A 12,374-nucleotide genomic window follows, 5' to 3' on the forward strand; every position below is an offset into this window, starting at 1 on the left:
TTTCGAACGGTTGAACGACCTCGCTTGGCAACACAGCCAACAAGATCTGCACCAAGCCACCGCTATCGACTAGAACGAACTGCACACCCCCGTCAGATACCCCAGCAGCACCGACTAACCTGCGAATATTTTGGCATATGACCCAAAAAATACGACGCCCCCACATCTCGCGATGTGAGGGCGAAGAACTTATTGCTCTTATATAGTATCATGGCCTTATGCAGACTGCAACTCACTCGATTATGGATCTGGCGATATCAGAGAAGCGCTTGGAACCCTATAAGAACGAGGCTCGGAAACACCCGGGAGTGGAAGCCGCGGACTTATACCGTTGGAATACCTTATTCTCCGGAGTGGCAGTCACGCAGATCTCCTTTGTCGAGATGAGTGTGCGCAATGCAATGGACAAGGAGCTGATGCTTTGGGCTCATGCTAACGGATTCGACGACTGGCTTGGGGAAACGCCGCCGTCCGAATGGTTCGAAGGTCATAAGACCGCTCCTTTGAGCCAGGTGCCGCCTCTTATTGAGGAACTACTGGGCGCAGGCCATATAAGGAAGCTGTGGGACTCATGCCGCAGGGTATACCGGATATGGGAAAAGAATCCTAATCACAAAAAGCATGGCCAATACCCGAACAGGAATGATGCATTCGCGCAATTGATGTTCGGAGGTTGGCAACGGTTACTCGGACCTACGGATTTCACAAGCAAAGACCCAACAGTCCTCAAGTGGGCAGCGGATGCACGACAGCTCTGGAAAGAGGCTTTGTATAAGGCCTTTCCGGAGATGACCCATAACAAGGTCAATGATCGACAACGGGTGAAACTCCTGCTTGACATCGATAGAATTCGCCGCCTACGTAACAGGGTCTCCCATGGCGAGAACGTCCTAAGTATTCAAACGGACCAGTATCTGGATAAGATGCTCGCAGTCCTGTCGGCCATCGACCCCCACATTAGCGACTGGGTCATGGGCCAAACAGGCCGCACCTACCGGACAGTGGCCAAACTCAAATATTACCCGGGGCTGCTGCAGTCCTACCAGCAAAACGATCCACTCCCCTCTAGTAAGGAAATCGTGGCCTACAAGCTGACCTCCAGTGGTTCCTACAGCGGGGCAGAGGTCATTGAAGCCCAATTGGAGAACTCACAGAGTCATGGAGGACGCACCTTTATGACCGTCGGGAAACCACCGCTAGAAAAGAACAGGTCCCAGCTCAGGGAAATCCTCCTGGTTGATGCTGGAGGCAAGAAAGCGGCCGTAGGTGAAATCGTCGCCTACGGCTATGGGAACAACGCACAGCCGCCGAAAGGATACGAGCCTCCGGCATACGAGAAGCGGTATCAAAAGCGAAAGGCTTGGTTCGCTGTGAGGAATCTATACGAAGTCGACTGCCAAGGCGGACGGGTCATCGGTTACCAAACCAAAGACGGCCAGAAGGTGCCCGGCTGTTTCACAGGGCAGGTAACAATGAGATATGTCTGCCACGACTAATAGTCCTAACACTCCTATTCCCAAATCAGACTAACCTCATAGCCTCATATGTTTCCTGCATGGCTTAATGGAACTATAAGAACGTTGCAGGCGCTTTCCCAGAAGGCTCCATAAGTCATCACCCCTTATCTCAGGTTTTTAACCAACACTAGGATTTCGGCCTTCCAGACCAAACACAACGAAGCCCCCATGCTTCCTCATCCACGGCAGCCTCTATTAATTTCCAGTCTCAGATCATGCAAGCTGCTGATAGGTACCGAGATTCCGTTCAGAACGTGAAAGAATCCGTAGACTTCAACACCACGGATTCAACTGGAGCAAAGTGCTGTGAATTGTAGGGTCATACCTTGAAGCATGGCGATAAGGCGCACTCTGCTTAGGCGGTAGCCTTTCGCATATTGCACGATTAGTCCGGGCCATACTGGGTATGGCTTGTGGTCATATATTAAAGGAGTCTGTGAATCACAGATCAGGATACGAGTTAGAACTTCCTGGTTTCGTTGGAAGGATCCGAAGCCGATTTAGATCAAATCATGTACCCGGCAACACGGTCCTTCATCAGCAGCATCATTTCACGAGCCAAGCTGCAACAGTCTGGACAGGCATCGCACAAACTCTGTATTTCATGGAAACAAGTTTGCGCACCATTGAAAACAGAGATGAAAGCTAGAACACTTCTGTCGTGGAAGCTTTTGACATCCCAATAGCTTCTGATTTCACTAGCACAACACCTAGGCACCGCCAGTGACTGGACCGAATCCCACATATCAGTCAAATACTCTGAAATCGCAGACTAACGTGCACAAATCTTGGCGTATAACTCTAGAGCTCAATAGGGTGGGGGACTTGTAACAGAAAAAGCCGAGTGCTCGTGATATTCTTTCCTTGTCTCATCGCCAAATAAGACAATAAGGAATCGAATATGCATAAGCTATTTCGGCTTTCGGATAATAATACCACAGTCTCTACGGAAGTGGTAGCAGGCATCACCACCTTCTTCGCCATGGCCTACATCATCGTGGTGAATCCCTCAGTGCTCTCTACAGCGGGCATGCCTTGGGGCGCCGTTTTTCTCGCCACTCTGATCGCTGCCATCATCGGCACTCTGATCATGGGGCTGGTGGCCAACGTGCCCTACGGCGTGGCGCCAGGAGTCGGACTGGATGCCTTCTTCACCTTCACCGTGGTCAAGGGGCTGGGCTTCACCTGGCAGCAGACCATGTGCATGGTCTTCCTGTGCGGCCTGATCAACATCCTGGTCACGGCCACCAAGCTGCGCAAGATGATCATCCAGGCTATTCCGCCCCTGCTCCAGCACGCCATCGGCGGCGGCATCGGCGTCTTCATCGCCTATGTGGGTCTGCTCAATGTGGGCATCATCAAGTTCACGCCTGACAAGACCTCGGCGGCCGGCGCCAACCCTGGGCTGACCACCTTCAACACCCCCGGGGTCATCCTCTTCGTCATCGGCTTGTTGCTGACCGTCTTCCTGCTGATCTTCAAGTTCAAGGGCCATCTGGCCTTCATCAACAAGGGCGCCTTCGTCATCGCCATCATCGCGGTCACGCTCCTGGGCATTCCCATGGGGGTCACCAGCATGGCCAAGTCGGTCGATCTGGGTCAGGCCTGGTCACAGTTGCCGCAGACCTTCCTGGCCATTTTCAGTCCGGAGGGCTTCCCTGCGCTCTTCTCAGACCCGGCCAAGCTGCCAGTGGTTCTGGTGACCATCTTCGCCTTCTCCCTGTCGGACACCTTCGACACCATCGGCACCTTTGTGGGCACCGGCCGGCGCTCAGGCATCTTCTCAGCCGAGGACGAGCAGGCTCTGGAAAGCGGCCGAGGCTTCAGCTCCAAGATGGATAAGGCCCTGTTCGCCGATGCTACGGCCACCTCCATCGGTGCTCTCTTCGGCACCTCCAACACCACCACCTACGTGGAGTCCGCAGCGGGCATCGCAGCTGGCGGCCGGACGGGACTGACCTCGGTAGTCATCGCCGCCTGCTTCGCGCTCAGTGCCGTCTTCGCTCCCTTGATCTCGGCTGTGCCTTCGGCGGCCACTGCGCCCGTCCTGGTCATTGTGGGCTGCATGATGATGAGCTCCTTCGCCGAGATTGAGTGGGGCCAGCTGTCTGAGGCCATACCGGCCTTCTTCACGGCCATTTTCATGGGCTTTGCCTATTCCATCTCATACGGCGTGGCCGCCGGCTTCATCACCTACTGCCTGACCATGGTCTGCAAGCGCAAGGGCAAGGAGGTTCACCCCATCATTTGGGCGGTCTCTGCCCTCTTCATCCTGGACTTCGTGCTCCAGGCTGTTCTCTAAGCCAGTTTTAGAATTACGAGCTCTCCACAAGCAGCATTCTTCAGGACCATTGCTCAGCAGTGCGGTTCGTCGTCATGCTGTTGTCAGGTTGACCTGACTGTTTGAGGGTGCGCAGAGAGCAAATCAGGCACAGAGACCGCAGCAGGGCCCCGCCACCTTTGTAGTGACGGGGCCCTGCTCGTTCGTGCCTGTCAGTGCTTGTGCCGAGCGGCTGCTTTTCCGCCTTGTGCGCTTTGTGCTTCAAGGCGTTGCCGGTTGGCGGCCAGGCCAGCGACTGCGGCCAGCAAGCCGGTTAGAATGGTCACTAGGATGCCTTCCTCTCCGGTCAGGGGGAGGATGCCATAGTGGATGAAACGGAAGGCATTGGTCTCATCGTTGGGTTGTGGAGCCCCATTGAGCGTCCAAGCGATGCTGACAGCCGTGTCGCCGGCCTGGTGGTTCGGCGTCAGCACAGTCCAGGCGCCGTCCTTCTGCCCCGTGGAGCTTAGGCTGGTTCCTGAGGTATCTCCGAATTGCACTGCAGACGGAGTACCGAGTCTGAAGGGGAAGAGCACATTGACAGGAGAATAAGTCGTTTGTGTCGCGTTGTTCCCCAGCCCTCCTTGGCTGTTGTTTCCCCACCCCAATGTGCTGCCGTTGGAGGCGATGGCCAGGGTGTGGCCAGTGCCGGCGCTGACCTTGACGAAATGGTCAATGCCTGATGGATTGCTCATCCTGGTTGGTTTGTTTAGGCTGCCTGTGCCTCCAGTCCCCAGCATACCTGTTGAGTTTTGACCCCAGCCCCAGATGTTTCCGTTCTGGTCCAGAGCCAGCGAATTGCCGCTAACTCTGCTGCCTGTCAACTGCGTGAACGTGCTGACGTTTGCAGGCATGGCTACCAAGGATGGGGCAGTCCTTGTGGTGGTGTCGCCCAGGCCGAGCTCTCCATTGCTGTTCCCGCCCCAGGTCCATAGACGTCCCAGATCATCAAGGGCGGAGGAGTGGCCGTTGCCGGCAATGATCTGAACAGGCTTGAAGCCGCCTGTCGGATTGGTGCCCGGCTTGGCCTGGACAGGTGTGAAGGTGTAGCTATTAAGCGCCACATCGCTCGTATTGCCCAGGTCACCGTTCTGGTTTGATCCCCAGCCCCAGGCACGGCCCTGGGTGTCGGTCGCCAAAGAATGTGAGCCGCCCGCACTGACCTGTGCATAGCGGAATCCCGTCGTCTCACCTTGCGGGGTTGCGACCTGGACGGGTCTGGTGGTGATTCCTGTCATCGCCACAGTGCCAGAGGAAATACCCAGTTTACCGAATTCATTGGACCCCCAACCCCAGGCTCTGCCCTGCCCGTCTACGGCGAGGACATGAGTGATTCCTGCACTGATGCCGGTGAGGCTGAAGCTTGTTGCCGTCATCCCGCTTGGGGCTTGCACGCGAATCGGGCTTGAACTGTATGCAGATGAGCCATTGGTAGCAATGGTATTGTTGCCCAGCTGTCCGGAGCTGTTAAGACCCCATGCCCAGACGTGGCCCTGGTCATCCAAGGCCAATGAGAAGGCTTTTCCTGCACTGACCTGTGTGAATCGGTTCACGCCTGTCGGCTTGGGAATCTGAACCGGGGTCAAGCGGTCCGTTGTGGTCCCATCGCCAAGCTGTCCGTATGTATTGGCACCCCAGGAATAGACATTTCCATCCGATCCGAGAGCCAATGAATGATCATCGCCGGCACTGACTTGGCTGAACCTAATGCCTCGCGCTGCAGGTGGAACCAGGGTCACCTTGGTCTGACCACTGTCGGGACCCTGCTTGGGAGAGATGTTCCATTGCCCGGTGCCTGCCGTCCAGTGGGCTGTCAGTTTCGTGGAACCCTTGACGGGGGAAGAAAAGTCGTAGGCCGCATCGCCGTTGAACCAGCCATCAAATAGGAAGCCGGGACGGGTCGGGTCTTGATCCGGTCTGGAAGCCATCTGGTCTTCGATGACCGACTGACTGGTGGGCTGGCTGCCGTCGGCCTTGTCGAAAGTGACAACATAGGTGAGCGGGTCATAGGTGTAGTCCAGGATCTCATCGGGCTGCGGACCATAGAGATTCCAGGTGATGGTCGCTTTTACTTGACCCTTCCTATGAGCTGGCGTTGCCACCTGCCAGTTTGTACCCGATTTTTTCAGATTGCTGCCCAGGGTTTGATCGAATTTGACCGCAGTAACATCCGGTGTAAGAGGGAAGGCCGCCAAACCGGGAGTCAGCCTCCTCGCCTGGCTATTATCGCCTATGGGAACGGCTGGATCACCTAGCTGTCCGCCGTTGTTCCATCCCCAGGTGTACAGGTTTCCATCTGATCCTAATGCAGATGATTCTCTCCATCCTGCATTGATCTGAGTCCAAGTGAATTTTTGGGCAGTTGAGGTAGTTGATTGATCGACAATATGCGGTCTATTGATGTACGAACCATCGGTGTTTATATCTTTGATCCCTAGTTGGCCGTATTCGTTAAGTCCCCAGGAATAGAGATTGCCGTCCGAGCCAATGGCCAGGACGTGATCGTCTCTCACCATGACTCGAGCCCAGGTGAATCCTGCCGATGCCCCGTCGGGCGGGGATATGAGAGTGGGCGTCTTTCTATCTTCAGCATTGCTGCCATCTCCTAGCCGTCCGTACCCGTTCCATCCCCAGGCGTAAAGATCCCCATTCGTGCTGATTGCGAAACAAGATGTATCTCCTGCGCTGAACTGTGAGAAGATAACGCCGGCGGGTTGGTGGACCGGAACAGGAGTAAATCGCTGAATCTCGGTTCCGTCACCCAAGCGGCCGCTGGCGTTTAAACCCCAGGCGTACAATTGCTTATCTGAGCCTAGGGCCAAGGAATCATACCGTCCAGCACTTAACTGAGTGAAAGTGACTCCGGCTGGCGTGCTGACAAGTACAGGCTTGCTACTGTACGCAGCTAGATTATCGCTGCCTGTAGGGATGCTGGTGTTGCCGAGCTGGCCGTACCCGTTCCAGCCCCAGGCGTACAGATTGTGATCTGAGCCTAATGCCAGGGTGTGATCCCATCGGGCGCTTACTTGTGTCCAGGTGAATCCATTTGAAACACCTGCAGGCTTCGGAACCTTGACAGGAGCCAACTTGTTTTCAGTAGTTCCGTCACCAAGTTGTCCACGGGTATTGTTTCCCCAAGCGTAGAGATTTCCGTCAGAACCGATAGCAAGAGAGGAATGGTCGCCAGCGGCAATGGTAGTGAATGTGAATTGGTCCGATGTATTGGCCGGCTTGTTTATTTTCACTGGAGTTTGTCGCAAAGTGGTGCTGTTATCGCCCACTTGCCCTGAACTATTATCACCCCAGGCATAAAGACTTCCATCCGACCCAAGAGCCAAGGAATGGGTTGCTCCTGAAGTAATTTGAGAGAATTTGATGTTACGGGTCGCTGGGGGAGTCAGTGTCACTGTGGTGCCTCCCAATGCAGTTCCGTGTGCAGGCGCCAAGGACCAATGGCCGTCGCCAGCTGTCCATTTTGCGGTCAACTTCAAGTTGCTGGTGACGGGCTGGTTGAAGTCGTAGGCTACTTGACCGATGAACCAGCCATCGAAGAAGTACCCGTGCCTGGTTGGATCGGTCGGACGTTTTGCCAGACCTCCCGAAGGCATAGTCTGAGTGGCAGGGGTCGCTGTGTCAGCCTGAGTCGTGTCAAAGGTGACTGAACATTGATTATTGGCGCAGGGGCTTGCCGACCGGGTGGAAGTGGCAGAGCTTGCTGAGGTTAGTGCAGTGGGGGATGGAAAAGTAGGGGAGGGTGTTGTTTGGATACGGAAATCTGGCGTTTGGGCCACTGTTGGCGTGGGAGTATTAGAGGGAGTTTGAGTTGAACCAGGTATGCTTGGGATCAGCCCCCCCCCCCCCCCTGATTTTCTTTGCTTTGCGATGCCGTTGGGGATGCGGTAGCATCCGCTTGTGCCAGGTCGATTCCAGAGAGATTTGCCAATACGAGCCCTGAGGCGATAATAGCTGCAAGAGAAGCTATGCAGCACGCACGACTCCTAGATGAGGATTGCATACAGTCTCCTTCGAAAGCAACAGTGCATGCAACGTGGCACCTGCGTCCCCGACTCAATCCCCAAGACCAGCTTGCATGACGTTCAATCGGAATTAGTCTATCACTGCCTTGGAATATAGGGGTTTCATCCGGGCTTTGCTCTTGCCTTTACGATCGAATTGTAGGCAGGTAATTAACTGATTGCTTCTTAGGCAAAAAAGAACTTCCAGCAAACTGAAGAAGCCTGCCGGAAGTTCCTGATTGAGTTTTATGAAAAGGGATCAGTACCAGTTGGATGACTGGGATTGGGCCCACGCGCCACAGGGATTCCCGTAACGGCCCTGGATGTAGCCCAGTCCCCAGACGATCTGGGTGTGGGCATCGGTCTGCCAGTTGGGGCCAGCCGAGGCCATCTTGCTGCCGGGCAATGCCTGGGGAATGCCATAGGCGCCTGAGGGGTTGGCTGCGTTGGTCCGCCAGCCGGACTCCTTGTTCCACAGCTGCACCAGGCAGGTGAATTGGTCCTCGCCCCAGCCGCGGGAGGTGACCAGATCATGGGCGATGCTCTGGGCTTCGCCTACAGGGGTCGTGGTGGTGGTCGAGCCGGACTGCGCAGGGGTGCCGCCGCCAGTGCCCACCAGGATCACCTTGTCCACGGGGACGGTCTTGACGAAGGATGCGAAGATGTTGCTGGTCAGGTGCTTGTTGCCGGCTGCGGTGACCAGGCTGGTGGTCTCCATGACGCCGTTCTGTCCCTCGGTCTTGACCTTGGTGGTGCCTGCAGGCAGGGAGTCGGTCTTCTCCTCGATGGTGTTGAAGGGGATGGGCGATTCATCCGTCTTGACCTGCGCGTTGGCCCGGTCGATGCGGATGACGGTCTTCTCGCTGACCCGGCTGGTCAGCGAGGGAGTAATTTGGTCGCCCGGCTGCAGGGTGATGTCTCCGGCCTCCAGGACCGATTTGACATTGGTGAAGCCGTTGCCCAGCACCACCTTGTTCTTCCCGTTGATCTGCACATTCACGTAGGAGGTATCGGAATTGGCACCGCCCGCACCATTGCGGATAGCCTGTCTGGTGCTCCCACGGGACACTGTGCCCAGATTCTGGGTAGCGGAATAGGAAGTTACGCCTGACTTGGCCGAGCTCTCAGTGGATGTATAGAAGTCGCGCGAGACGAAGCCTGCGCCAATAACCATGCCGAGAACGGTAACGCCGGCGGCTAGCCGCAGCCACTGACGCTTGGTCAGAGCCTTGACCGCACTCATCCGTCCTCTACGGTGGTTCGCCATTACTCTCCTCTGTTGGACCGACAGATCCTCAGTGATCAGTCGACTGGTCAGTTCCTATCGACCGCACGCTTCCGGCAGTGCCGAAAGGGTCACTGGACACACACGGCTCTACTTTAGTGCAAACCTGTTGTGGAACCAACTCGACTGACTCAGACCTGTGCCGGGGTTGACAAATCGGCCTTGCGTGCCTGGTCGATCAGGTCATCCAGATCCGAAGACCTGAGCGCGCCGGCCTGCTTGAAGATGATCTGCCCCTGCTTGGTGATCATCAGGGTGGGCACCGCCTGGATGTCGGCGGCCGCGGCCAGATCCTGGTTCTGGTCGATGTCTACCTTGCCGAAGACGATGTCGGTGTTGGCCTGCGAAGCCTTCTCGAAGATGGGGCCGAAGGCCTTGCAGGGTCCGCACCAGGTGGCCCAGAAGTCAATCAGCACCAGATCGTTGTCCTTGATGGTCTGCTCGAAGTTTTCCGAGGTAATAGTCGTGGTGGCCATGATAACGCTCCTTAAAGTAGTTTGACTGTCGCGCGGGAAGCTCCCGTGCTTAGCAACCGCTTTCAATCATCAGCATTCCATCAAGGCTGGAGAAAGCGCCCGAATATGCTCTGGGTGGAGATGTCCGGCGGGGTCCCGTGGGCAGTCAAGCCTGGTACGGATAATGGAACCATGCCAGTGCTGAACGACGAGATTCCCGATGATGACGACTTCGATGCCGATCGCGACCGTGGTGCCTTCTCCCACATCACCCCGGAGGACTTCAACCGAGGCTTTTCGGGTTCGAATCCCCCTGGATGGCTGGATCGAGACGCCATCGAGCGTGCGCGGCGCTGTCTGCCCATGCCCTACGTGGAGGTAGTGCCGGTTCGCGTGGATGAGATGAGCGCCGTCACCCAGGTGGGCACCCTTCTGCGCATGGATGATCAGGGCAACATCGAGCGCACCCTGATCACCGGGCGGATCCTCTACCATGAGACCATCAGGGAGGCTCTGGCCAGAAATATCGCCAAGGATCTGGGCCAGCTGGCCCTGCCTGTACTGCCTGCCAGCCCCCAGCCCTTCACCGTGGCTGAGTTCTTCCCCACGCCAGGGGTCTCGGAGTACTACGATCCGCGCCAGCATGCCATTGCTCTGTGCTATCTGGTGCCGGTGGCCGGGGACTGCAAGCCCCAGGATGAGACCCTGGATGTGGAGTGGATCGATCCCAAGGGTGACATGCTGGAGTCCTTCATTAGCCAGATGCCCGGTGGGCACGGCAAGGTGCTGATGAGCGCCCTGACCTGGGCCGGTGCGCTGTGAGCCGCGAATCCTTGGAGGCGAGCATGGCCATCGCCAATACCGTATATCGCCATGGGGAGGGCTTGCCGCTGGTGTTGGTCCATGCTTTTCCTGTGGACCACCGCATGTGGGATCGCTGTGCGGCCTCGCTGATCGCCCAAGCGGACCGTGCAGGCATGGCACCCTTCCCTGTCTATGCTCCGGATATGCCCGGGGCAGGCAATTGCCCCCTGCCTGAGCCGGCGTCCTCTGGTCCGGCTGACTCTGATGGCGCCCTGCCTGGCGCCCTGGATGCCATGGCTCAGGCCTTTGTAGACATGATCGCCGCTACGGGGACGCAGAAGGCCATCTGGGTCGGACTTTCCATGGGAGGCTACCTGGTCGAGGCCGTGGCCAGGCTTTATCCGCAGACGGTGGCCGGGCTGGCCCTGTGCGACACCACCATGATGGCTGACCGTCCGGCCTCCAGGGCCAACCGCCTGCAGATCGCCAGAACCTGCGAGGTGGAGGGGACGCTGGATCCGGTCATGCACTTCGCCAGGCCCCAGGAGGGCGATTCCACGGTTAAGCGCTCGCCCGCCTTCGTGCAGACCATGACCGAATGGATACAGTCCCAGGACCCCCGGGGCATCGCCTGGCGGGAACGGATGGCTGCAGGCCGCCCGGATCAGAGCGGCCTGGCCGGCAGCATCAGAGTGCCCGTGGCCCTGGTCAGCGGCCGCTGCGATCCCTCCAGCCCTCCACACGCCATGGAGCCTCTGGCTCAGGCCATGCGCCAGGCTGGAACCGACGTGACTTTCACCGCCATCGATGACTGTGGCCACTTCAGCGCCGTCGAGCATCCAGATCAGGTGGCCGCTGCCCTGCTGGACCTGGTTGATCGTGTAAGGAGGCAGGCATGAGCGATCCTGAAACGGTCTTTTCCCCGCTGGCCCTTACCGGGCCCTTGCCCTTCCTGCCCCTGGTTCAGGGGGACGTGGACTATGACACGGCATCGCGGCAACAGCCTGGGCTGCTTGACCGCCTGCTGGACCAGGAGGGCACTGGGGTCATCCTGGTGCGGGGCGAGAAGGTGGCCGTGCCTAGGGGTAAGGGGGCCTTGGCTGGTCGCACCGGGGCCAGCATCCGTCTGGCCACCCTGCCCGCTGCCTACTTGCGGGGTCCTCTGGCAGGCTCGACGGGCCAGTTTGAGCCGCCCTGCTACTACCTGGGGACGGCCGACCGTCAGGCCTGGCTGGCTCTGGATCTGGATCTTGCCTGCGCTGGTCGGGCTGTCCAGGACCCTCTTCGTGACCTGGCCCAGGCCGCGGACCAGCGCTTCGATTGGCTCGCCCTGCGCGAGTACGCCCCTCATGGCCGTCCGCGGCAGGTGGGCCTGGCAACCTGCGCAGTCGCTCTGTCCGTGTGGCATGGACGCCAGGTCTTCTGCCCACGCTGCGGCGCTCCGGTCCATCCTTGCCAGGCCGGATGGGCTCAGATCTGCCAGGGGCGTGCATCAGGAGACAGGCACACGCTCTTTCCCCGCATCGAACCCGCGGTGATCATGGCTGTGGTGGACAGCCGCGATCGGCTTCTGCTCCAGCACAATCGGCAGTGGGCTCCAGATTTTCGTTCAGTCACTGCCGGATTCGTCGAGGCGGGGGAAAATCTGGAGCATGCAGTCCGGCGGGAGACCCTGGAGGAGGTGGGCCTGAACCTGGGGGAGATGCGGTACCTGGGCTCTCAGCCCTGGCCCTTCCCATCCTCCCTGATGGTGGCCTTCAGAGCCAGATCCTTGAATACGGATATCCGGGTGGATGGTCAGGAGACCGATGACGCCAACTGGTTCACGCGGGAGGAATTCGGCGCGGCCCTGGCCTCAGACCGGTTGCGCATACCCCAGGCAGCCAGCGTAGCCAGGTACATGATTGCACAGTGGTACGGCAGCGAGCTCTGACCCGTTTGGCAAGTCCCGTGCTTTCGGACCCGGTCCTGTCGTAA

The 12,374-nt window shown here is 57.8% G+C and carries 8 protein-coding genes and 1 pseudogene; 5 read left to right on the forward strand and 4 right to left on the reverse strand.

Features of this window, described 5'->3' with window-relative positions; all coding sequences use genetic code 11:
* The first annotated feature begins 218 nt into the window (after positions 1 to 218).
* Positions 219 to 1,496 (forward strand): hypothetical protein, encoded by a 1,278-nt coding sequence (locus tag FPK30_RS03835; RefSeq protein WP_144085368.1) that lies wholly within the window; start codon positions 219 to 221, stop codon positions 1,494 to 1,496.
* A gap of 922 nt (positions 1,497 to 2,418) precedes the next feature.
* Positions 2,419 to 3,819 (forward strand): NCS2 family permease, encoded by a 1,401-nt coding sequence (locus FPK30_RS03840; RefSeq protein ID WP_144085369.1) that lies wholly within the window; start codon positions 2,419 to 2,421, stop codon positions 3,817 to 3,819.
* A gap of 191 nt (positions 3,820 to 4,010) precedes the next feature.
* Here the strand turns inward: FPK30_RS03840 and FPK30_RS08280 are convergent, their stop codons facing one another.
* From FPK30_RS08280 to trxA, 4 genes and pseudogenes are all read right to left on the reverse strand, one after another.
* A complete protein-coding gene (locus tag FPK30_RS08280; protein WP_260804407.1) occupies positions 4,011 to 5,939 on the reverse strand; it encodes an InlB B-repeat-containing protein in 1,929 nt (642 codons plus the stop codon).
* A 126-nt stretch (positions 5,940 to 6,065) separates the two neighbouring features.
* Positions 6,066 to 7,826 (reverse strand): annotated as a pseudogene (locus FPK30_RS08345) (RCC1 domain-containing protein); the annotation flags it as partial.
* Between the two features lie 286 nt (positions 7,827 to 8,112).
* Complete coding sequence (locus FPK30_RS03850; protein WP_144085371.1) at positions 8,113 to 9,120, reverse strand: aggregation-promoting factor C-terminal-like domain-containing protein; 1,008 nt, start codon at positions 9,118 to 9,120, stop codon at positions 8,113 to 8,115.
* Between the two features lie 149 nt (positions 9,121 to 9,269).
* Positions 9,270 to 9,614 (reverse strand): thioredoxin, encoded by a 345-nt coding sequence (trxA, locus tag FPK30_RS03855; RefSeq protein ID WP_144085372.1) that lies wholly within the window; start codon positions 9,612 to 9,614, stop codon positions 9,270 to 9,272.
* 171 nt (positions 9,615 to 9,785) lie between these two features.
* Here trxA and FPK30_RS03860 point away from each other — a divergent pair, with 171 nt between their 5' ends.
* The 3 genes from FPK30_RS03860 to nudC are packed head-to-tail and all read left to right on the forward strand — an operon-like array spanning position 9,786 to position 12,330.
* Positions 9,786 to 10,415 carry an NUDIX hydrolase family protein gene (locus FPK30_RS03860; RefSeq protein WP_144085373.1) on the forward strand — a complete coding sequence of 210 codons (630 nt, stop codon included), beginning with the start codon at positions 9,786 to 9,788 and terminating at the stop codon, positions 10,413 to 10,415.
* 23 nt (positions 10,416 to 10,438) lie between these two features.
* Positions 10,439 to 11,296 carry an alpha/beta fold hydrolase gene (locus tag FPK30_RS03865; protein ID WP_144085374.1) on the forward strand — a complete coding sequence of 286 codons (858 nt, stop codon included), beginning with the start codon at positions 10,439 to 10,441 and terminating at the stop codon, positions 11,294 to 11,296.
* A complete protein-coding gene (gene nudC, locus FPK30_RS03870) occupies positions 11,293 to 12,330 on the forward strand; it encodes an NAD(+) diphosphatase (RefSeq protein ID WP_144085375.1) in 1,038 nt (345 codons plus the stop codon). Before FPK30_RS03865 ends, nudC begins: the two co-directional genes overlap by 4 nt.
* Positions 12,331 to 12,374: the final 44 nt, after the last annotated feature.

Source organism: Bifidobacterium apousia (genome assembly GCF_007559275.1).
In the GTDB taxonomy this organism is placed as follows: domain Bacteria; phylum Actinomycetota; class Actinomycetes; order Actinomycetales; family Bifidobacteriaceae; genus Bombiscardovia; species Bombiscardovia apousia.

Coding starts and splice junctions, on each gene's coding strand:
- FPK30_RS03850 (WP_144085371.1), bottom strand. CDS start 9,120: ATGGCGAACCACCGTAGAGGACGGATGAGTGCGGTCAAGGCTCTGACC.
- trxA (WP_144085372.1), bottom strand. CDS start 9,614: ATGGCCACCACGACTATTACCTCGGAAAACTTCGAGCAGACCATCAAG.
- FPK30_RS03860 (WP_144085373.1), top strand. CDS start 9,786: ATGCCAGTGCTGAACGACGAGATTCCCGATGATGACGACTTCGATGCC.
- FPK30_RS03865 (WP_144085374.1), top strand. CDS start 10,439: ATGGCCATCGCCAATACCGTATATCGCCATGGGGAGGGCTTGCCGCTG.
- FPK30_RS03835 (WP_144085368.1), top strand. CDS start 219: ATGCAGACTGCAACTCACTCGATTATGGATCTGGCGATATCAGAGAAG.
- FPK30_RS03840 (WP_144085369.1), top strand. CDS start 2,419: ATGCATAAGCTATTTCGGCTTTCGGATAATAATACCACAGTCTCTACG.
- nudC (WP_144085375.1), top strand. CDS start 11,293: ATGAGCGATCCTGAAACGGTCTTTTCCCCGCTGGCCCTTACCGGGCCC.